The 21,560-nt window shown below is 38.4% G+C and carries 21 protein-coding genes, 1 pseudogene and 2 riboswitches; of the genes and pseudogenes, 15 read left to right on the top strand and 7 right to left on the bottom strand.

The window, feature by feature from the left end:
• Positions 1-67 precede the first annotated feature (67 nt).
• Complete coding sequence (gene sigI, locus DZB84_RS04345; RefSeq protein ID WP_116351045.1) at positions 68-820, top strand: RNA polymerase sigma factor SigI; 753 nt, start codon at positions 68-70, stop codon at positions 818-820.
• Complete coding sequence (locus DZB84_RS04340) at positions 817-1,893, top strand: anti-sigma factor domain-containing protein (RefSeq protein WP_116351044.1); 1,077 nt, start codon at positions 817-819, stop codon at positions 1,891-1,893. The genes sigI and DZB84_RS04340 overlap by 4 nt, the downstream gene beginning before the upstream one ends.
• 43 nt (positions 1,894-1,936) lie before the next feature.
• Here the strand turns inward: DZB84_RS04340 and DZB84_RS04335 are convergent, their stop codons facing one another.
• A complete protein-coding gene (locus tag DZB84_RS04335; RefSeq protein ID WP_116351043.1) occupies positions 1,937-2,128 on the bottom strand; it encodes an alpha/beta-type small acid-soluble spore protein in 192 nt (63 codons plus the stop codon).
• 319 nt (positions 2,129-2,447) lie between these two features.
• Here DZB84_RS04335 and DZB84_RS04330 point away from each other — a divergent pair, with 319 nt between their 5' ends.
• Positions 2,448-3,797, top strand: a complete 1,350-nt coding sequence (locus tag DZB84_RS04330) for a TrkH family potassium uptake protein (RefSeq protein WP_116351042.1) — start codon at positions 2,448-2,450, stop codon at positions 3,795-3,797.
• A 29-nt stretch (positions 3,798-3,826) separates the two neighbouring features.
• Here the strand turns inward: DZB84_RS04330 and DZB84_RS04325 are convergent, their stop codons facing one another.
• Positions 3,827-4,183 (bottom strand): DUF3905 domain-containing protein, encoded by a 357-nt coding sequence (locus DZB84_RS04325; RefSeq protein ID WP_116351041.1) that lies wholly within the window; start codon positions 4,181-4,183, stop codon positions 3,827-3,829.
• 253 nt (positions 4,184-4,436) lie between these two features.
• On the opposite strand from DZB84_RS04325, the gene DZB84_RS24810 reads away from it, so the two are divergent.
• A complete protein-coding gene (locus DZB84_RS24810; protein WP_099354306.1) occupies positions 4,437-4,592 on the top strand; it encodes a hypothetical protein in 156 nt (51 codons plus the stop codon).
• A gap of 30 nt (positions 4,593-4,622) precedes the next feature.
• On the opposite strand, the gene DZB84_RS04320 is transcribed toward DZB84_RS24810, so the two are convergent.
• Positions 4,623-6,368: a B12-binding domain-containing radical SAM protein gene (locus DZB84_RS04320; protein ID WP_116351040.1), complete on the bottom strand. Its 1,746-nt coding sequence runs from the start codon at positions 6,366-6,368 to the stop codon at positions 4,623-4,625.
• A gap of 583 nt (positions 6,369-6,951) precedes the next feature.
• On the opposite strand from DZB84_RS04320, the pseudogene DZB84_RS25620 reads away from it, so the two are divergent.
• The 3 genes and pseudogenes from DZB84_RS25620 to DZB84_RS04310 form a co-directional block, all read left to right on the top strand.
• A pseudogene (locus DZB84_RS25620) lies at positions 6,952-7,569 on the top strand (HAMP domain-containing protein); the annotation flags it as partial.
• A gap of 9 nt (positions 7,570-7,578) precedes the next feature.
• Positions 7,579-8,526, top strand: coding sequence for a methyl-accepting chemotaxis protein (locus DZB84_RS25615; RefSeq protein ID WP_411266257.1), 948 nt, complete (start codon positions 7,579-7,581; stop codon positions 8,524-8,526).
• 99 nt (positions 8,527-8,625) lie between these two features.
• On the top strand, positions 8,626-9,114 hold the full coding sequence (locus tag DZB84_RS04310; protein ID WP_116351038.1) for a methylated-DNA--[protein]-cysteine S-methyltransferase: 489 nt from the start codon (positions 8,626-8,628) through the stop codon (positions 9,112-9,114).
• Positions 9,115-9,310: 196 nt separating this feature from the next.
• On the opposite strand, the gene mtnA is transcribed toward DZB84_RS04310, so the two are convergent.
• The 3 genes from mtnA to DZB84_RS04295 form a co-directional block, all read right to left on the bottom strand.
• Positions 9,311-10,357, bottom strand: a complete 1,047-nt coding sequence (gene mtnA, locus DZB84_RS04305) for an S-methyl-5-thioribose-1-phosphate isomerase (RefSeq protein WP_116351037.1) — start codon at positions 10,355-10,357, stop codon at positions 9,311-9,313.
• A gap of 4 nt (positions 10,358-10,361) precedes the next feature.
• On the bottom strand, positions 10,362-11,555 hold the full coding sequence (gene mtnK / locus DZB84_RS04300) for an S-methyl-5-thioribose kinase (RefSeq protein WP_116351036.1): 1,194 nt from the start codon (positions 11,553-11,555) through the stop codon (positions 10,362-10,364).
• A 229-nt stretch (positions 11,556-11,784) separates the two neighbouring features.
• A riboswitch (SAM riboswitch) is annotated at positions 11,785-11,944 on the bottom strand.
• Between the two features lie 216 nt (positions 11,945-12,160).
• Complete coding sequence (locus DZB84_RS04295) at positions 12,161-12,949, bottom strand: carbon-nitrogen family hydrolase (protein WP_116351035.1); 789 nt, start codon at positions 12,947-12,949, stop codon at positions 12,161-12,163.
• 93 nt (positions 12,950-13,042) lie between these two features.
• Between DZB84_RS04295 and DZB84_RS04290 the strand changes: the two genes are divergently transcribed.
• The 7 genes from DZB84_RS04290 (at position 13,043) to DZB84_RS04260 (ending at position 18,983) form a co-directional block, all read left to right on the top strand.
• The gene (locus tag DZB84_RS04290; RefSeq protein ID WP_116351034.1) at positions 13,043-14,218 is read left to right on the top strand and encodes a pyridoxal phosphate-dependent aminotransferase; all 1,176 of its coding nucleotides are present in this window, start codon (positions 13,043-13,045) and stop codon (positions 14,216-14,218) included.
• Positions 14,219-14,331: 113 nt separating this feature from the next.
• Positions 14,332-14,439, top strand: a riboswitch (SAM riboswitch).
• A gap of 71 nt (positions 14,440-14,510) precedes the next feature.
• A complete protein-coding gene (gene mtnW, locus DZB84_RS04285) occupies positions 14,511-15,755 on the top strand; it encodes a 2,3-diketo-5-methylthiopentyl-1-phosphate enolase (RefSeq protein ID WP_116351033.1) in 1,245 nt (414 codons plus the stop codon).
• Positions 15,752-16,414, top strand: a complete 663-nt coding sequence (locus DZB84_RS04280) for a 2-hydroxy-3-keto-5-methylthiopentenyl-1-phosphate phosphatase (RefSeq protein ID WP_116351032.1) — start codon at positions 15,752-15,754, stop codon at positions 16,412-16,414. Before mtnW ends, DZB84_RS04280 begins: the two co-directional genes overlap by 4 nt.
• The gene (locus DZB84_RS04275) at positions 16,407-17,018 is read left to right on the top strand and encodes a methylthioribulose 1-phosphate dehydratase (protein ID WP_116351031.1); all 612 of its coding nucleotides are present in this window, start codon (positions 16,407-16,409) and stop codon (positions 17,016-17,018) included. Before DZB84_RS04280 ends, DZB84_RS04275 begins: the two co-directional genes overlap by 8 nt.
• Positions 17,019-17,065: 47 nt before the next feature.
• Entirely contained in the window at positions 17,066-17,608 is a 543-nt protein-coding gene (locus DZB84_RS04270; protein WP_116351030.1) for a 1,2-dihydroxy-3-keto-5-methylthiopentene dioxygenase, read from the top strand.
• Positions 17,609-17,789: 181 nt separating this feature from the next.
• Positions 17,790-18,419: a cyclic di-AMP binding protein CbpA gene (gene cbpA / locus DZB84_RS04265; RefSeq protein WP_116351029.1), complete on the top strand. Its 630-nt coding sequence runs from the start codon at positions 17,790-17,792 to the stop codon at positions 18,417-18,419.
• 309 nt (positions 18,420-18,728) lie between these two features.
• On the top strand, positions 18,729-18,983 hold the full coding sequence (locus DZB84_RS04260; protein ID WP_116351028.1) for an aspartyl-phosphate phosphatase Spo0E family protein: 255 nt from the start codon (positions 18,729-18,731) through the stop codon (positions 18,981-18,983).
• Between the two features lie 124 nt (positions 18,984-19,107).
• Here DZB84_RS04260 and DZB84_RS04255 read toward each other — a convergent pair whose 3' ends face one another.
• Positions 19,108-20,340 carry an MFS transporter gene (locus DZB84_RS04255; protein WP_116351027.1) on the bottom strand — a complete coding sequence of 411 codons (1,233 nt, stop codon included), beginning with the start codon at positions 20,338-20,340 and terminating at the stop codon, positions 19,108-19,110.
• Positions 20,341-20,566: 226 nt separating this feature from the next.
• Between DZB84_RS04255 and DZB84_RS04250 the strand changes: the two genes are divergently transcribed.
• Entirely contained in the window at positions 20,567-21,514 is a 948-nt protein-coding gene (locus DZB84_RS04250; RefSeq protein ID WP_116351026.1) for an aldo/keto reductase family protein, read from the top strand.
• Positions 21,515-21,560 lie beyond the last annotated feature (46 nt).

The raw sequence follows: 21,560 nt of genomic DNA, 5'->3' as shown, positions 1-21,560 counted from the left end.
GAAAAATTGTTATTGAATCTCGCTTTCATCTCTTGCTACTATTAACAGATAGTACAGAGAAATTGAGGTGAAACCAGTGCTGAGTCTATTATTTAAAATTGGAAAGCGAAAAAGCACTCTGGAAGAAACCGTTATTGAGATTCAAAATGGAAATCCAAACCTACAAAATAAACTAATAGAAGACTATAAACCCTTTATTGCAAAAAATGTGTCTGCCGTTTGTAAACGATATATAAATGAATCGGACGATGAATTCAGTATCGGACTTATTGCGTTTAATGAAGCCATTGAAAAATATTCGAGTGAAAAAGGTAGCTCTTTTTTATCGTTTAGTGAACTTCTCGTTAAACGACGGGTGATTGATTTCATCCGTAAAGAAGCACGTGTAAGGAATATTAATTTTATCTCGAATGGTGAAACAGATGAGGAAGGGGCACAATCGAAAATTGAGGCTCACCTTTCTGTCGATGATTACCAAAGGAAAGTGGAGCAAGAACAAAGAAAAGAAGAGATTCTCCATTTTCATCATGTATTGCAGGAATTTGGCTTGTCATTTCACGAGTTGCTTGAAATCTCACCAAAACATGCAGATGCTAGACAAAACGCGATTATGGTATCAAAAGCCGTTGTTGAAAATGAAGAGTTAAGACGAGGGTTGTTTGATAAGAAACAGCTTCCGATTAAGCAGCTTGAATCGAAAGTAAGCGTCAGTCGTAAAACGATTGAGAGAAATCGGAAGTACATTATTGCAATGGCCATCATTTTATCTGGCGACTATGTCTATTTAAAAGATTATCTAAAAGGGGTGCTCGAAAGTTGAAAAAGGGGATCGTTATGGATGTGAACGATGAATATATTACGATGCTAACCCCTGACGGTGAATTCGTAAAAGCCAAACATTTGAAGGAAAGCTATGAAATTGGTGAGGAAATGTCTTTTTTCCCAATCAATGAACGGGTAAGCCATACTTCAAATCGTCGTTTCTTTCAGGTAAAGAAATGGCGTTACGCACTTGCAAGTTCTTTAGTTGCAATTTTATTATTATCTTTATTTATACCTTTTTCATCGAATGATGAAGTGTATGCTTACATGTCCATTGACATCAATCCAAGCTTTGAAGTGGGATTAGATGAAAACCTTCAAGTCGTAAGTCTAGAAGCTTTAAACGACGAGGCAAAGGAACTATTGGAATCCATTCCGGATTGGAAGAATAGCACGCTCGATTCCATTACGGAAAAAATCATTCAACATAGTAAAGATAATGGCTATCTTAACGATGGAAAGCAAGTTTTAATTACAACGGTTGTTGCAGACACACATAACCAAAAGGTGGACCAAGAGCTCCAGCAAGGAATTGAAGAAATTAAAGCAGAATATGAAAAAGAGCAAATTGCAGTTACCTCTGTAACCAGTACGGTTGAAACAAGAAATGCTGCTAAAGAAAAGGGTATGTCTACAGGTAAACTGTTAATTAAAGAAAACAAAGTTCCTAAACCAGTCGAAGAAATGAAGACTAAGCCTGCAGAGACAGATAAAAATACAAATAACCAGCAGGAAGACGCCCAGCAACAAAAAGATCTAAACGAGTTTAAGAATACTCAAAAACAAAGGGCAGAAGAAGTGCAAGAAGAGCTTAAAGAGAAAAAAGAACAGATAAGAGATAAAGTCAAAAACAATATAGAAAACTCCAATATGCCAGAACATATAAAAGAGAAAAAGTTCGAAAAAATGGATCAAAAGTGGGAAGAGAAACAGCGTAAGCAAGAAGAAAGACAGCAGAAACAGGAAGAGAAAAAACAAGGTAAAGAAAACAACAATCGCGGAAATAACGGAAACAATGGCAATAACGGGAATCACAATAATGGCAACAACCATAAAGGAAACGATGATTAAAGCCGAGGGATAACCTCGGCTTTTTTCCATTTTATGAAGTTTTTTATTCGCCTTTTAATTGGGACTGTGCTTGTGCCACTAGGCGTTTTGTAATTTCGCCACCTACTGAACCATTTGCACGAGACACTGTATCTGAACCAAGCTTAACACCAAATTCTTGGGCAATTTCAAACTTTATTTGATCTAAAGCCTGTTCGATTCCAGGAACAAGCAATTTGTTACTGCTTCTAGCCATGACTCTCACTCCTTTTCAATTATAGAACAACGTATAACTCGTTGTATCTTTAGTATAAGGAGATTATTAATTTCAATACTGGAAATGCATACTAAAATTAAAAGCGCAAGCGCCTTGCCCAGCCCCGACAAGCATAAGAAAAGCCGGCGGGAAGGATGCAGTTTAATCCTTCTTGCGGATTTGCTTATGACCTCGAGGGGCTAGGCGCTGGAGCTAGACATCGAAAACTTTGATAATAACCGAAAAAAGTCTTTCAAAATGAGAATGAATTCTTTAATATAAAGGAATAGATTTGACAAAGATGTTAGGGTGAAAGAAAATGTGGAAAAAAATAAATTTGTATATTAATGAGCTGACACCGGCTCAATTAATTTTTGCGTTCTATCTATTAGCCGTTACGATTTCCGTTATTTTATTAAGCCTTCCTATCGCGATTAAGGAGGGTGTTCATGTTTCTTTCATTGATACGTTATTTACAGCGGCAAGTGCAGTTAGTGTAACTGGATTAAGTGTTATATCAATTAAAGATACATACACGGTTGCAGGAATTTTTATTTTAATATTTGTGTTGCAGGTTGGCGGAATTGGAATTATGACAATGGGAACGTTCATCTGGTTATTATTTCGCCGCAAGATTGGTCTACGAGAGAGACGTTTAATAATGGCTGATCAGAACCAATCACAGCTTTCAGGACTGGTAAACCTGCTTAAACAAATTATTATCATAATGGTTGGGATTGAGTTCTTCGGCAGTTTAATTTTAGGTCTTTATTTTATGCAATTTTTTGATACGTGGCAGGAAGCTTTTATCAATGGTATTTTTGCGGCTGTTAGTGCGACCACAAATGCTGGGTTTGACATAACAGGAAGTTCGTTGGTACCGTATGCTAATGATTATTTTATTCAATTTATTACGATTATCTTAATTATTTTAGGAGCAATTGGCTTTCCGGTTTTAGTAGAAATAAAAGATTTTCTGCTTCATAAAAAGGGCAGATATCGTTTTTCGTTATTTGCGAAGTTAACAACAGTTACGTTTCTGTCACTAGTTGTTTTTGGAACCTTAGTGATTTTTCTTATCGAATACAATCATTTCTTTAAAGGAATGGCCTGGCATGAAACCTTCTTCTATTCGTTGTTCCAATCTGTTACAACCAGAAGTGCTGGGCTTGCAACGATGGATGTCAACCAGTTTTCAGAGCCTACTTTACTGTTCTTAGGTGCAATGATGTTTATTGGAGCTTCACCTAGCTCTGTTGGTGGGGGAATCCGAACAACGACATTTGCGATTAATATATTATTTTTATTTAATTTCGCAAGAGGGAATAAATCAATTAAAATCTTTAAACGTGAGATCCATGAAGAAGATATAAAAAAATCACTGATTGTGACGATTTTTGCTTTTTTCACATGCTTTCTCTCGATTTTCATATTAACCATTACGGAGAACTTTACGTTTACTCAAATTTTCTTCGAGGTTGCATCTGCATTTGGTACATGTGGATTATCGATGGGGATCACCCCTGACCTAAGTAACTTTGGAAAGTTTCTTATTATGTTTCTCATGTTTATCGGAAGGGTAGGAATCCTAAACTTTATCTTTATTATTGGAAAGAGAGGCAAGGATGCTAATTATCACTACCCGAAAGAAAGACTGATAATTGGATAATAAAAGAGCACCTATGATGGTGCTCTTTTTCAATCATTACCGTAGCTTGTGTCCTTGGACGGGTGCATGAAGGGTACCCTTTTAGGTTGTTTCTTGCTTTCCAATAGCTCACGGTTTTCAGTTGTGTTCCAGCCGATGTCATTGGTCGGATGGACCCATTCGTCACCAGCCATGATCTCTGGGTCTGTTTCATCACTCCAATTATTAAGTGGAGAATTTGGTGAATTATACAGACTGTCCCCAATTACGACTCCATGTTCATTGACAAATGGTTCTTGCATTTTAATTCCGGTCCCTTTAAAGGATGGGGATGAGATTTGATGGGGCATTGTTTCGTCTAAAATAGGTGATTCGATTTCTTCCGGTTCCTTTTTCTCTTTGGTCATTGATATACACCTCGCACTTTAGGTTTTATGTTAGTGTTAGCCAAGGTAAGACAATTTATAAAGTGGTGGACTTATGCAAATTTTTGGTCAGAGATGAGAGCCTCGACTTAAATATCTCATTTAAGACGGAAGTACCTGGATTGTCCTGAAGCAATTCAACAACTGAAGTTGAAATTTCTCCGTTGAGGTGGATTTTACCATTTATGGAGGACGTATTCATGGTGAAAACTAAAGATTAAAAGGGGGGTAACACATGAAACGGAAAGTAAAATTTGATGCTGCAAGAAAAAGCAATTTTACACCAAAAGAAAGCATGCCTGACACTGAGTTTTCTGCAGAAGCAGATTATGAAAATCCAATGAAGGGCGCAAATCGTAATTCGAAAAAAGGTAATAGTACGGGTGAATAACAAAAAGAGTCAGCTGTGCTGACTCTTTCTTTATAAAACTTTACGAGAAAAGACTTTAGCTTGTCTTTCAATTGGGTCAAAATAAACAAGCAGATACGTATCCTGAAGTGTAACTTCACCCGTTTGTTTATAAGTCTCAAGGTCAAATGGAATTTTTTCAACAACCGTATGCTTGTACAAATCTTTTTCCTGAAGCTGTAATTGTCTAAATTCCTCACCTAATGCATCTGGATTTTCCACAATCTCCTGATAGAAAGTCGCTCGATCTTGTTTGCTAACAAGGTCCTCCCACCATGGTTTACGTGGCTTGTATTTTTGGTTTCTTAAATAATCATATTTCATGATTGCTTCAATTATAGGAAGCTGCTCAATCTTTGTGTCTTGAAGAAAATCGTAGAGACGTTTAAATAAATCCTCCAGCTGGTGCCCAATTCGTGACCAGCCACGTTCATCCCAATAGGTCCCGAAGTCTTGGAAGAAATCAAATGGCGTTTCAAAGATATGGGTTACCAAATATTCCACGGTTTCATTCATTCGATGGTCATTCCAATATTTCTCAAGCACGTCTTCAACCTGTTTAATTCGTGTAATATCAGCAAAGCTCAAGACATTATTTCCAAGAATCTCATATGGTGAATGATCCATATATTTATAATCATGCTCTGCTGCACGAATTCGTACTCCAGTTCCTCGAAGCATTTTTAAAAAGCCAAGCTGTAGCTCCTCAGGTCGCATCTCAAATACATCATTAAAGGTTTTTCGGAAGGATTGGTAATCCTCCTCAGGAAGACCGGCAATTAAGTCTAGATGCTGATCAATTTTTCCACCTTCTTTAACCATCATGACCGTACGCTGTAGCTTTGAGAAGTTTTGCTTCCGTTTCACTAACTCGTTTGTTAGGTCATTTGTTGATTGGACACCGATTTCAAACCGGAATAATCCTGCAGGAGCATTTTTATTTAAAAAGTCGATGACCTCAGGGCGCATAATGTCTGCCGTTATTTCAAATTGGAAAACCGTTCCTGGTCGGTGCTCATCAATTAAAAATTGGAACATGTCCATCGCGTAGCTTCTACTAATATTGAAGGTTCGGTCAACGAATTTGATGGTCTTTGCTCCATGGTCCATTAAAAAGCGAATATCGTCCTTGACTTTTTCACGATCAAAATAGCGGACACCGACCTCGATGGATGATAGGCAAAACTGACAATTAAATGGACAACCGCGGCTTGTCTCAATATATGTTACACGTTTTGACAAATGAGGAAGATCCTCTTCAAATCGAAAAGGTGTTGGCAATTCTTTTAAGTTTAGTTTATTTCGCTGTGGATTGATCTTTAATCGTTCCTCTGTACGGAAAGCAACACCACTTATTTCATCTGTGCTTTCACCATCACGTATAGCCGTAAGTAGATCTTTAAACGTTTCTTCACCCTCACCTATGACTATGAAATCAACCTCTGGAATGCGTTCTAACCAGTCATGCACATCATAGGTCACCTCTGGACCACCTAGAATGATGACTAGCTCCGGATTTATTTTTTTGAGCATTTTAATAACTTTAATCGTTTCTTCAATATTCCAAATGTAACAGCTGAAGCCAATTACATCTGGTTTTTTTCGATACAAATCAGTAACGATGTTCATGGCTGGATCTTTAATGGTGTATTCAGCCAGTGTTACATCAAATTCAGGCGCGGCATATGCCTTTAAATACCGAATCGACAGACTTGTATGGATATACTTTGCATTTAATGTACTTACAACAATGTTCATTCTCTTGCTCCTTAATCATTTATCAAATACGCCTTGGTGTATTTGCGCCCAGATTTTCTAGGCCCACACGAGGTGGGTCACAAAGACGTTGCCACAGGAAGTGGCGTTCTTAGTCTTTGATCTTAAGCTCGAAAATTTCCTTTGAAAATCTGAGGCATCCGCCGGAGGCTTTGACTTTATTCAACTGAGGTTTCAAACTTCAGTTGAATAAAGTCAATAACTAATACATTTTACCACAGGAGGATAGCCGAACCCAATACCGGAAGCTTTTTATCGACAAATTAACAGAATTTATTCCAAAGTGTGACAATTTCTACTATAATAAGAAATAGTGAAAGCGATTTTATTTATCAACACATCAAAAATAGAGAGAGAGTTTACCAAAGGGGGCAGAAGATTGAAGGGGTCAAAAAGAAAAAAAGGGGAAAAAGTAGTGGGTAAAAAGTCATCAATTAAACTAACGGCTTGGTGGCACAACTTAAAGATAGGCTATAAATTTGGTGTTGCGCTTACCTTTACGATTCTATTATTTTGTTTATCAGCCTTCATCATTTTTATTCAACTTTTTAATATTAGCAATGAAATGAAAGAAGTGAAGAAAAGCGGAGAGCAATCAATTCTCATTACTGAGATAGCGAGCGTTTTCAATCAACTAGGAAGTGAGATTAGTATTTACATACAAGACAGCAATGGCAAACATGTGACGGCCTTTCAAGATTTAAGTAAACAATATGACGAATTATCAAAGGAACTAAAACCGTCTCTGACAACAATTGAGCTTCAACTCTATAACAAAGTTGGTGAAAATAAACAAAAGCTCACTACTTTGTTTGACGATAAAGTTTTCCCGGCAGTTGTTTCAGCGAATAAGCTAAGTTCAATTGAATCTAGCCAAGAAGCAGAGCAAATTATTAAGGATACTGTCCGACAATTGGATCAGCTACGGGCTAATATAAAAGTGAAGAGTGATCGTTCGATAACAGCAGCAAATTCAAATGTTTCCGGAACAATTGTTGTATTACTTGTTTCAATTGTGGCATCAACTATCATCGCCATTTTGAGCCTAGTTATGATTGGTCGTAATATTGGCAAACAGCTAAAAAATTTGGTGATCATTTCAAATCGTGTTGCCGATGGGAACCTAAAGGTCGAAGAGATAGAAATTAAAGGACAGGATGAAATCGGATTGTTGAGCAAATCGTTAAATGTAATGAATTCGAGCCTTCGTTCCATGATACGTGAAATAACAACTGTCTCTGACCAAGTGGCTTCAAAGAGTTCAGAATTGATGATTTCATCAAGCGAAGTGAAGGCTGCGAGTCAGCAAATTGCTTCTACTGTCCAAGAACTGTCAACTGGGGCTGAGGAACAAGCGCATTCGTCAACGCAATTAGCAAAAATGATGGAGGAATATGCTGGGAAAATCCAGACAGCTAACCAAAATGGAAGTCAAATTAATGAGTCATCTGAACATGTTTTAGAAATGACGAAAAAGGGTCATGAATTCATGAACGCTTCAACAGAGCAAATGAACAAAATTAACAGCATCATGGAATTCTCTGTGGAAAAGGTAAAAGGACTCGATGAACAAACAAAGCAAATCTCCACTCTTGTTAAGGTCATTCGCGATATTGCGGATCAAACCAATCTTTTGGCTCTTAATGCGGCAATTGAGGCTGCTCGTGCGGGTGAACATGGGAGAGGGTTTGCTGTTGTAGCTGATGAAGTTCGAAAGCTTGCAGAGCAAGTATCTCATTCAGTTAAAGACATCACTGATATTGTTAACAGCATTCAAAAAGAATCGAATTCTGTTGCCCGCGTCTTACTAGATGGATATAGTCAGGTGGATGAAGGGGCTAAACAAATTCGAGTAACAGGTCAAACATTCGAGGATATCCACGATGCAGTTACCGTCATGGTTGAACGCATCCGGAGCATTTCCGAAAACCTCGATATAATCGCAGGAAGTACGGTCGAGATCAATTTATCAATTGATAACATTGCAGCAGTTTCCGAACAATCTGCAGCAGGAATTGAGCAAACCTCTGCCTCTGTTCAGCAAACAAATAGTTCTATGGAAACGATCTCTGATCACTCTGAACTACTGTCAGATTTAGCAAGCAGACTAAACACATTGATTAGTAAGTTCAAGCTGTAGAACAAATAGCCAGTGCTCATAGAAGAGTACTGGTTTTCCTTTTTACAAAAATGTGATAAGGTTTTGTAAAATAAATGAAAGAGAAGGGAGCGTTGCTTGATGTATAAATATAGTGACATGCAAACGGATATTTTCGGAATAATCTATATCCTCGCCGGCGAAACAGAATTGCTTGATATCTCATTATCTGAAGACGACTGGGTACAGGTTAGTAAAAAAATTGATGCAACTTATGCACCTGATGATGAGGTACTTGTTGAAATTAAAAAACAACTAGATGAATATTTTAAAGGTGATCGCAAAACATTTAGTTTTCCAATTAAGTTTAGCGGGACTGCTTTTCAAGAGAAGGTTTGGAATGAACTGTTAAATATTCCTTACGGTGAAACTCGCTGTTACGCGGATATTGCAAATGCGATTGAAAATCCGAAGGCCGTACGTGCAGTAGGGCAGGCCAATCGGAAAAATCCAATCCCCATTGTTGTTCCTTGTCACCGGGTAATTGGAAAGGACAAATCACTAACAGGATATTCTGGCACAAGAACAGACCTAAAAGAAAAGTTGTTGGAATTAGAAGGTGTGTTTTGATCGGGGCAAATTTTAGGATTTTGACTAAAAACGATAGAACTGAAGTAAAGTCGATAGAATCAAAATAAAGTCGATAGAATTCAATTAAAATCGATAGAATCGAAATAAAGTCGATAGACTCAAATTAAAATCGATAGCTCGCGTAATCTGAAAAAATCCAGTGTGCCGCACACTGGATTTCCTTATTAACTCTTTATTATTTAAACAAATTTTTAATCTCGGCCTCAAGATCACCTTGTAGGATTCCTTTTTCCGTAATAATGGCTGTAATAAGTTCATTTGGGGTGACGTCAAACGCTGGATTATACACTTGAACACCTTCTGGAGCGATGCGAACTCCATGCAAATGTGTAACTTCCTCCGGATTTCGTTCCTCAATCGGAATTTCTTCACCACTTTCTAGGGACACATCAAACGTGGATAGAGGTGCAGCAACATAGAATGGAATAGCAAATGTTTTGGCTAATATCGCTAAATTAAAAGTGCCAATTTTATTAGCGGTATCTCCATTTGCTGTTATACGGTCAGCTCCTACGATGATGGCATCAATTCCTTTTTCCACTATTGTATGTGCGGCCATATTGTCCGTAATCAATGTTACATCAACACCTGATTGTAGCAATTCCCATGTGGTTAACCGAGCCCCTTGTAAAACAGGTCGTGTCTCTGAAGCATAGACTTCAAGATTTTTGCCCCGTTGTGCTGCTAAATGGAAGGGCGCAAGTGCAGTGCCGTAACGAGCAGTTGCAATAGAACCTGCATTACAAATTGTTAATACTTTAAAACCATCCTGGAAGAGTCCAAGAGCATGCTCACCGATTTGGCGACAAACCGCTTCATCTTCTGCTTGAATACGAATGGCTTCATGGATGAGTGTAGTTTTTGCTTCATTTACGGATGTTGAATCTTTAATACTAGTAACCAAGCGATTTAATGCCCAAATTAAGTTAACAGCAGTTGGACGTGAGCTCGCTAAATATTCTTTATCTTTAAGGAGTTTTTCCTTAAATTCTTCCAAATTCGTTTCTTCATAGCTCTTTGCGGATAGGGCTAAGCCAAAGGCAGCCGTAATACCAATTGCTGGAGCCCCACGTACTTTTAAAAAAACGATACTTTCCCATACATCCTCAATTGTAACTAGGTCGATAAATACAGTTTCTAACGGAAGCTTTGTTTGATCTAATAGTTTGATAGAAGTTTCATTCCACTGAACCGATTGTGGAACAGTTTTTATGTTTGTCATGATGTCACTCCTTAGCTGTTTTGTCTACATAGTTTCGTAGAATTCGCAGTTCCTTAATAGACTTACGGTCACGGATTAACGCTTTTCCTAAACGAAGGGCATGTTGTTTCGCTGAGATTCTCTCCTCGAAGTTTTCAATTCCATCCAAATCGGCAACATGGGCTAGCCCGATTGTTCTGCGAATTAACTCACAGCCTGCAAATCCGATCGCATCTTCAAATGCTTGCTCAAGAACATATTCCAAATAGCCTTCAGTATCATGGTATTGTTCCACAGCATCCTTTTTCCAAGCTTGTGTAAAGGTTGCCGAAAACACATCCCATGTTTTTTCAATATGCTGATAGAGCGGCTCACGGTTTTCGGAATTCCGTGAAATAGCATTTACTAAAAGATTGGCAATGAATTGTCCAAGGTCAAATCCAAGTGGTCCAAAATAAGCAAATTCCGGATCAATTACTTTTGTCTCTGTCTCGCTTGCAAAAATACTTCCGGTGTGTAAATCTCCGTGTAATAGAGCATCTGCTTGTGTTAAGAACTTTTGCTTTAACTTTGCAACCTCAAGCTTAAGTGATTGGTCTACCCAAATTTGCTCAACATCATTTCGTAGCTCTGCTTCAAAGCTATTCGTATCGATATCAAAAAATGGATCTGTGAAAACAAGATCCTCCGTAATTTTACAAAGGTCAGGGTTAATAAATTTTTGCACTAGCACTTTTTTCTTAAGTGGCTCTAGTCCAAAATCTGATGAATAGAATAGGGTTTTCGCTAAATATGTTCCGATGTGCTCTGATAAAAGAGGGAAGTTTTTACCCTTAATTAGGCCAGCTCTTGCTATTTGTAAACGGGAAAGGTCTTCCATTACTGTAATGGCTAGCTGCTCATCCGTATAATAAACCTTTGGCACAAGTGCTGGTACATAGTCAGCAGCCGTTAATAATGCATTTGCTTCGATGGTTGCCCGTTTAAGGGATAATGGCCAACTCTCTCCAACGACCTTTGCATATGGTAAAGCTTGCTTGATAATGATTCCTTTATCGCTATCTACAGGGGTAATATGGAAAACTAGATTTAGATTTCCATCTCCGATTTCTTTGCATTGCAGTACTGTTCCTTCTTCAAACAAGCGAAGACGTGTGGCCAATGCCACCGCTGTACTTTCTGTTAATCGTTCATAAATGGATTGATGTGAAATTGCCATTTTATATACCTCCAGTAATATATTTTTTATATTATTTTTACAGACTGACTTGAAAACGCTTGTCAGACTAGGCGCGCAGCCGAGAGAAGACGCGAATAGAAGTTGCCTTTATGAGCGGCCGATTGAGGCAAGCAACGACGTATGCGAGCGTTTTTCAACAGTCTGGGAGGCTTTTCTAATAGAAAAGCCTCTTTCACATTGAAAGAGGCTTGAAGACACAGCATCAAACCTCTTATCTGCCAGGAAATCAAATGTTTCCTGTTGGAATTAGCACCGTGCCTTGTGGGTTTTTCCCGGCGCTAAAAAGTTAGCGCCCCATTTTACAATGGAATTACGGTCGGTTGCTGGGCTTCATAGGGCCAAGTCCCTCTGCCTGCTCTTGATAAGAGATCAAGTATAACGATATTTGAATTTTTTATTAATACTGATGAGAATCATAACAACGAATACACATAATTGTCAATATATTTTTAACTTTAATCAGTCGGGTTAAGATTCCGACTGATTAAAGTTAAAGCCTCCGGCGGGTGCCACAGATTTTCAAAGGAAATTTTTCGAGTTTGCTCGAAAAAATCTGGGCGCAAATACGCCAAGGCGTATTTGATTTAATTATATAAATCCGGTCGACGATCCTGGAAAATCGGAATTTGCTTTCTAACTTCTTGCACCTTGCTAAGGTCAATTTCCCCAATTAATGTTGTGCTTTCTGTGCTTGCTTCGGCAATAATTGTTCCCCAAGGATCGATAATCATTGAATGACCGCCAAACACGTTATTAGGGTTACTACCAACACAGTTACAAGCTACAACATAGCATTGATTTTCAATTGCTCGGCTTAGGAGTAAAGTACGCCAATGCTCAAGCCGAGGAAGTGGCCACTCCGCTACCACGAATAGAATTTCAGCGCCACTTGTTGTATGTGCGCGTATCCATTCAGGGAAGCGTATATCATAGCAAATAACGCCGGCGGCTGGTATGTTCTCAATCGTGAAATCACCTTTTGCTTCGCCAGCTTGTAAATACAAATGCTCATCCATGAGTTGGAAGAGATGGAGCTTACTATATTCACTGATTATTTCTCCGTCACGATTAAAGACAAACATTGTGTTTGTAACGCCATGTTCAGTCTTTTTGGCAATCGAGCCTGCTATAATATTAACTGAGTATTGTTTTGCTAAATTTTTTATAAAAACATTTGTTTCATTCCCGTTATCATCGGCAATTTCATTTAATCTTGTTAAGTCATACCCAGTTGTCCAAAGCTCTGGGAGGACGATAATATCGGGTTTATCCTGGTTCATTGTTTTTTCGATCTCTTTAGAGATAAGATCAAAATTTTCTTGCGGTTTTCCAAATTGAATATCATACTGAATACATGCAATTTTTAGATTCATTGGGAACCTCCTGTGAAATGATACTTTACAAGTTAACTCTAACAATATATGATATTAGACTAGTATTTCAAGTATTTTGAAGAAGGTGTATACATGAAAAATTTCGAACAATCTGAAATCCTGCGAAATTTACCGAAGCAGTTTTTTGCTTCACTTGTTGCAAAGGTAAATAACGTTGTTGCCCAGGGATACGATGTCATCAATTTAGGTCAGGGAAATCCAGATCAGCCAACCCCAAAACACATCGTTGAGGCATTAAAAAGGGGCGCTGAACAACCGAAATTTCATAAATATTCTCCGTTTCGTGGACATTCTTTCTTAAAGAAAGCAGCAACAGAATTTTATCAACGTGAATACGGAGTTGAACTTGATCCAGATACAGAAGTTGCGATTCTTTTTGGAGGGAAGGCAGGATTAGTTGAGATTCCACAATGCCTATTAAATCCAGGTGATATTGCGTTAGTTCCGGACCCTGGGTATCCCGATTATTGGTCAGGAGTTGAACTCGCCCGAGCAGAAATGGCATATATGCCACTGAAAGAGGAAAATGCCTTTTTACCTGACTACTCAGAACTTGAATCAGAAACGCTTGAAAAAGCAAAAGTTATGTTTTTAAATTATCCTAATAACCCAACCGGAGCTGTAGCGACAAAGGAATTTTTTGAAGAAACCATTTCTTTTGCAAAAGAACATGATATTTGTGTCGTGCATGATTTTGCATATGGTGCAATTGGATTTGAAGGGAAAAGACCAATCAGTTTCTTAGAAATAGACGGGGCCAAGGATATCGGGATTGAAATTTACACACTTTCAAAGACATATAACATGGCCGGATGGAGAGTTGGTTTTGCGGTTGGAAACCCAAGCGTTATCGAAGCTCTAAATCTCATTCAAGACCATATGTATGTTAGTTTGTTCAGTCCAATTCAAGCAGCGGCAGCAACAGCACTAACCAAGTCACAGGACTGTGTAAAAGAACTAGTGGATAAGTACGAATCAAGACGAAACGCCTTCATCGGTGCCCTTCAGGACATTGGGTGGGATGTTAAAGCGCCTGCAGGTTCTTTCTTCGCATGGCTACCCGTACCTGAAGGATACACATCTATTAGCTTTGCTGATCTCTTACTTGAAAAGGCTCATGTTGCAGTCGCACCTGGAATTGGATTCGGTGAATATGGTGACCGCTATGTTCGGGTTGGTCTTTTAACGGACGAAGATCGACTAGTTGAAGCTGCAAACCGAATCAAAAAGTTGAATTTGTTTAAATAATAAAAAACGTTTGACAAGAAAAATAATTCCTGTCATAATCCTAATTAAATTCAGTTTAATAAAGGTTGAGGTCGTTTTTCAAACGAGGCTCAACATGCTATATAAAATCAATTTTCTTATTAAGAGCAGGCGGAGGGACTAGCCCAATGAAGCCCGGCAACCGACTTACGAAAAGGTAAGCACGGTGCTAATTCTTGCAGCGATACGCTGAGAGATAAGAAGATGTTAGTTTGCTAACCTCTTCTTATGAAGAGGTTTTTTATTTTTAGTACGTTTGAAATGAGGGTTAATCATGAGTGAAGTGATTGCTACATATTTGGTACATGATACGAGTGACAACTTAGAGAAAAAAGCGGAAGGCATCGCACTAGGTTTAACGGTCGGTTCTTGGACGACTTTGCCAAAACTTGAACAGGAACAACTTAAAAAACATAAAGGAAAAGTATTAAGCGTTGAACAATTTGATGTCGACAATCGAGCAAGTCATTATCTAGGAAAACAAGTAAAAAAAGGAATCATCAAAATTGCCTACCCAAGTGCAAATTTTAGTGCTGATTTACCAGCGATTTTAACAACTACCTTTGGGAAGTTATCACTTGATGGAGAAATTAAGTTGCTAGATTTGGAGTTTTCACATGAATTGAAAGCTACCTTTCCTGGTCCAAAGTTTGGATTAAACGGCATCCGCGAAAAACTAGGAGTATTTGATAGACCTCTAGTGATGAGCATTTTTAAAGGCGTAATTGGAAGAGACATTGAGTATCTCAAAGAACAACTTCGTGAGCAAGCACTTGGTGGAGTCCATCTCATTAAGGATGATGAAATCCTCTTTGAGAATCCTTTAACTCCATTTGAATCCCGAATTACAGAAGGCAAAAATGTGCTTGAGGAGGTTTATGCTGAAACCGGACACCGTGCCCTTTATGCCGTGAATTTAACTGGTAGAACCTTTGAATTAAAAGAAAAAGCAAGAAAAGCTGTAGAACTTGGTGCTGATCTGTTATTGTTTAATGTATTTGCATATGGACTTGATGTTCTTCAGGGCTTAGCTGAGGACCCAGAAGTTTCAGTTCCGATTATGGCTCATCCAGCAGTTAGTGGTACGCTAACGCCGTCTGAATTTTACGGATTTTCAAACCAACTACTGCTTGGAAAATTACTACGATATGCTGGTGCGGACCTTGTCTTGTTCCCTTCACCATATGGAAGTGTTGCTCTTGAAAGAGAACAAACATTGGCGATTGCAGCTGAATTAACGAAAACGGATGAATTATTTAAGGCTTCATTTCCAGTACCATCTGCCGGCATTCATCCAGGCTTGGTACCACTACTTATCAATGACTTTGGCAAGGATAGTGTAATTAATGCTGGTGGTGGTGTTCATGGGCATCCGAACGGTGCCATTGGTGGTGGCAAAGCCTTTCATGCTGCAGTCGATGCAGTCTTGACTGGAAAGACACTTGCCGAATTTGCTCAAAATCATTCAGAGCTAAAACAGGCAATTGATTTATGGGGATATAAAGAGGTACAACGATGAACAAACCAATTATCTTCTGTGATTTTGATGGCACAATTACAAATACCGATAACATTGTAGCCATTATGAAAAAATTTGCTCCGTCTGGTTGGGAGGAAATTAAGGATCAAGTTCTCTCGCAGGAAATTCCGATACAAGAGGGTGTGAGTAAAATGTTCTCTCTGTTACCCTCAGCCTGGAGGGGAGAGATCACGAATTACATCCTAAACCATGCGGAAATTCGTGATGGATTCAAAGAGTTTGTTGCATACACGAAAGAACAAGGAATTCAGCTTTACATCGTAAGTGGTGGGATTGACTTTTTTGTTGAGCCATTGCTAGAGGGTCTCATTGCTAAGGAGCAAATTTATTGTAATCAATCTGATTTTTCGAATGATAGAATTAAAATTTTATGGCCATATACGTGTGATGATGAGTGCACAAATGAGTGTGGCTGCTGTAAGCCAAGCTTGATTCGAAAGCTCACAAATCAAAATGATTATAAAATCGTTATTGGCGATTCCATCACCGATCTTCAGGCGGCAAAGCTAGCAGATAAGGTCATTGCAAGAGATTTCTTAATTGAAAAATGTGAAGAATTGGGGATTGAACATTCATCCTTTCATTCCTTTTTTGATGTGATGGAGATTTTGAAAAAGGAGGTTGTGACCAATGCTTAGGATTAAGCAATGGACAGAGCTTGCGGATATCAAGGATGAACTCGCAAATCGCGATTGGTTCATGGGGACCAGTGGAAACCTAGCAATCAAGGTCTCTGATCATCCAATCACCTTCCTTGTAACAGCAAGTGGTAAGGACAAGAAAAAGAGAACTGATGAGGACTTTTTATTAGTGGATGGGTCGGGTTTCCCTGTTACCCCTACTCATTTAAAGCCATCTGCAGAAACACTATTACATGTGGAAATTTATAACAAAACAAATGCAGGCTGCAGCCTTCATGTCCATACAGTTGATAACAATGTCATTTCTGAGCTATATGCTGATAAGGGTGAGGTTGTTTTTAAGGGTCAGGAAATTATTAAGGCACTTGGATTATGGGAGGAAGATGCGGAAATACGCATACCGATTATTAAAAATGATGCGGTTATCCCAACGCTTGCTCGAAATTTTAGTGAGCATGTTAACGGTGACTTTGGTGCTGTCCTGATTAGAAATCACGGTATCACCGTGTGGGCTAAAAATGCTTTCGATGCAAAAAAACATCTTGAGGCATACGAATTCCTTTTTAGCTATCATTTGAAACTACTAGCATTAAACCCCTAACAAATAAGGGTTTAAATAGAACAAATAATATGAAAGAGGTGTAGAAAATGGCTAATATTAAATTACGTAATACAGGTGAAAGAATAGAAGGTCAAGAAAAAGTTGCAGCGTTTTTACAAGAACAAGGAGTCCTTTATGAGCACTGGGATACTAGCAAACTACCAGGAGAATTAAGAGGAAACTGCAAAATTAACGACGAGCAAAAAGAGAAAATCCTCTCCATTTATGAAGAAGAAATCAAATCTCTTGCAGAACGTAATGGCTATCAAAAATGGGACGTCATTGCTTTATCTGATGCAACTCCAAATCTTGATGAACTATTAAAGAAATTTGAACAAGTCCATGTTCACACGGAGGATGAAGTTCGGGCAATTGTAGCTGGTCATGGAATTTTTATTATTAAAGGAAGTGAAGACACTGGTTACTTTGATGTAGAACTAGAAGCAGGTGATGTGATATCTGTGCCTGTTGAGACTCCGCACTTCTTCACTCTCATGGATGATCGTGAAGTGGTTGCCGTACGATTATTTATTGATCCTGCTGGTTGGGTGGCACATCCATTCAAAGACCCAGAATTTGCGCAAAACTAAGAAAGAAAGAGAGGACTTTATGGAGCTTTTCCATAAAGTCTTTTTTGAATCAGAATAGTAAGAATATTCTTTACATAAATGGATAAATATGTTACATTTTTGTTCATTAGATTACGAGCTTTTATATGCATATAATAAAGGTAATGAAGGAATTCTTCTATATGAATGAGGAGTGGAAAAGATGAAAATTCGCTATAATTTTGTTCAGAAACCAGATGTGAAGTATTGTGAAGACAAATTTACGGTTCAACAAGCACTTCAATTATTAAATGATACAGGATTTCGCTCGGTCCCCGTATTATCAAAAGATGGTACTGTATTTGAAGGGTTAATTTATAAAGTAGATATCTTAGAGTATTTATATGAAAAAAATGGAGATGCGAATGCAAATATATCTACACTTGTTGAAAGCAAGGATGCATTCGTTAACGAGGAAGATTCCTTTTTCAAGACGTTTTTAACGATTCGTCGTCTGCCATTTATTGCAGTTTTGAATTCGGAAAAGGAGTTTCAGGGAATCATCACACATGCGAATGTTATGGATGTTCTTGAGGACTCTTTTGGCATGAAAACGGGTGGATACACGTTAACCATCGCTACGATTGAACATAAAGGTGCAATTAAAGAACTTGTATCGCTCATCAGTGATATCAATATAGATGGCATGCTCACGCTAGATAATGGTGAAAAATATCTACGACGCATTATTTTAAATCTACCTGGTTCACTTGGCGAAGAAAAAATTCAGCAGATCAAACGTAAGCTAGAAGCGAAGGAATTTCGCGTTACACATATCGATCGAATTAAATAAAGCAATGTGTAGACCTATAAGTGTAATACTTATAGGTTTTTTCTATTAAAAACTTTGTCGACTATTGTAAAGTTCTTAACGTCGAAAATACGCGAAAAGTGAAGTGTAAGCGATGTCGTACACAATTTTGTAAATTTTTCAAAGAAAAAAATGTCTATTTTTGCGAATCTATTTACATAATTAGTAGATTTTGTAATAATTCATAGAGTAACAACTAAGGAGCATCGACCAAAGGTAGTATTGCTTGGCATACGATAGTTGTATACGGCGTTAGGATCTCCTAACGTGTGAATAAAAGGAGTGGAAACTTTGGAAGCCAGAGGTGTAGATTACAAACAGATACTATTAGACGAAATTAATAGAAAAAGAGAAGAAATGATCACTATTGCTAATAGTACGGGGTTTACAAGTAATGAAACAATCGAATGTAGTCAAGAACTTGATGAACTTATAAATATCTATCAACGAGCAGAAGCAGCAGAACGAAACCATTCACTTTTTCGTCAGTTTTTAAAAAAAGCCATGTTATTTTTCGCACTTCAAAAAGTCAGTTACAAATCATAAATGGTCAGTCTCAAACAATTCATTTACGTGAGTTGTTTATTTTTTTGTCAAAAATGTATGAAAAGGATCCAAGCATTTACTTTAAATCCGAATAAAAAGGACGCCGTGTGAGCGTCCTTCATAATTAAGCATGATTCCATTCATTTAATTTTTGGTCGGTTGGCAATAAGAAGGCCATGAACCCAAGCAATGGAAGGAAGCCCATCATGATGATGGTTGGTGTCAATCCAATCGCATCAATAATCGAACCGATTGCGACTCCCCCGATAGCACCCATACCGAAGGCAAGACCGACGATTAACCCGGACACCATGCCGATTTTTCCAGGCATCAGTTCTTGTGCATATACAACTGTAACTGAAAAGCTTGATAAAAGGATAAATCCAATCACGGTTACGAGCACTATCGCAACATGCGGTCCGACAAACGGCAAGACGAGGGCTAACGGCGCCGTTCCTAATAAGGATGCGATAATGACATTTCGTTTCCCAAATTTATCGGCAAGAGGCCCCCCAAAGAAGGTACCAAGTGCGCCAGTTGCTAAGAATAGGAAAATATAGATCTGTGCTTGTGAAATGGTATATCCATATTTTTCAATGACATAAAATGAGTAAAAGTTCGTGATACTTGACATATACCAAGTACGTGCAAAAACAAATAGTACAAGTATAACTAATGCTAGTTTAATAGCTTTCATGTTTCGTGGTACAGCTGATACAGCTTTCATCACTTTCTTTTGAATCTCCACTGTTTTCAAAGTTCGAGCATACCAGCCTGCGATATACACAAGTAAACCAACTGCAAGTGCTGCAACTAATGAAAACCAAATGGCGCCAAATTGTCCTAACGGGACAAGAATTAATGCCGTAATGACAGGCGCAAGAGCCTGGCCTGAGTTTCCGCCAACCTGATAAATGGATTGCGCCAATCCACGTCTGTTACCAGCTGCCATGTAGGCAACGCGGGAGCCCTCAGGATGGAACACGGCGGATCCAACCCCAATAAAAAGAACGGACAGAATGATAGTTATAAAGTTTGGGGCAAATGCCAATCCAATTACTCCAAAAAAGGTGGATGTTAATCCGATTGGTAAAGCATATGGCATTGGTTTCTTATCTGTATACCACCCAACAACAGGTTGGGCAACTGAAGCAGTCATTTGTAGCGCGAAGGAGATTAATCCAAGCTGTGTAAATGATAACCCCATGGAACGTTCTAAAATTGGAAACATTGCCGGGATAATGGCTTGGATGGAGTCATTCAGCATATGACAAAATCCGATGATAACTAAAATTCCATAAAGCGTTTTGTTTGCATCTGCTTCTGGACGAGTAGCCTGTGTTTTCGCTGCAAGCATGTTATAGATTTCCCCTTTGTTGACTTACCTATTGAAGGTCAATTTAATCCTTTCCTCTATGAAAAACCTTTTTTTCATTTTTGTAAAGTGAAAATTCAAAAATAATCCAGGAAAAACAAGGGAAAAATCTACCCTTTTTATTTTTCGAGTATTGCTTTACCTCGTTTGAAATTTCTGATAAATTTAATGTTAAGACAGTATTCGCGAAGTAAGGAGGAGGCATGACATGAAATATAGAAGGCTAGGTCGTTCGGGGCTTAAGGTGAGTGAAATCAGTTTAGGAAGCTGGTTAACTTTTGGTAAAACAGTAGATGAAAAAATGGCAGCGAAAACAGTTCATAAAGCATATGAACTTGGTATAAATTTTTTCGATTCCGCAAATGTCTATGAGCGTGGTGAAGGGGAACGAATATTAGCAAGTGCATTAAAAGAGTACCGACGGGAATCCTATTGTATAACCACAAAAGCATATGGTGCGATGGGAGATGGACCAAACGACAGAGGGTTGTCGAGAAAACATATCATTGAGCAAGTACATGCAAGCTTAAAACGCATGGACTTAGATTACGTAGATGTGTTTTACTGTCATCGCTATGACGAGGATACCCCAGTTGATGAAACGTTGCGTGCAATTGACGATTTGATTCGGCAGGGGAAGATTCTATATGTTGGTGTAAGTGAGTGGAGTGCTGCTCAAATTCAAGAAGCGATTGCGATTGCCGATAAGTTTTTATTAGATCGCATCATTGTTAACCAACCTCAATACAATATGCTCCATCGTGATATCGAGGATGAAATTATCCCCGTTTGCGAAAAGAATGGAATTTCACAGGTCGTGTATTCTCCGCTTGCCCAAGGTGTATTAACGGGCAAGTATCGAGGCGGTGCCGTTCCTTCAGGTAGTAGGGGGGCAAATTCCCAAGTGAATACATGGGTGAAAAACATTATTAATGGAATTGTATCAACGAAAATAGACCGACTTGAGGAATTTTCAAATGAACTAGGCGTTACCTTGCCTGAATTAGCACTAGCATGGATTTTAAGACAGCATAATGTTGCCAGCACTCTTGTTGGGGCAACAAATCCCGAACAAATCGAGGCAAATGCAAAAGCGTCTGATCTCGTCCTTGGATTTGAAGAGATTAAGAGAATTGAAGCGATTTTAACTGTGTAAAAAATATCTTATAACCACTTTTAAGTGGGTTTAAGACAAAGTCAGT

Origin of the sequence: Bacillus sp. HNG (assembly GCF_003400205.1) — a bacterium.
Lineage (GTDB): Bacteria > Bacillota > Bacilli > Bacillales > Bacillaceae_L > Ferdinandcohnia.
This window is presented reverse-complemented; position numbering and strand designations above follow the sequence as displayed.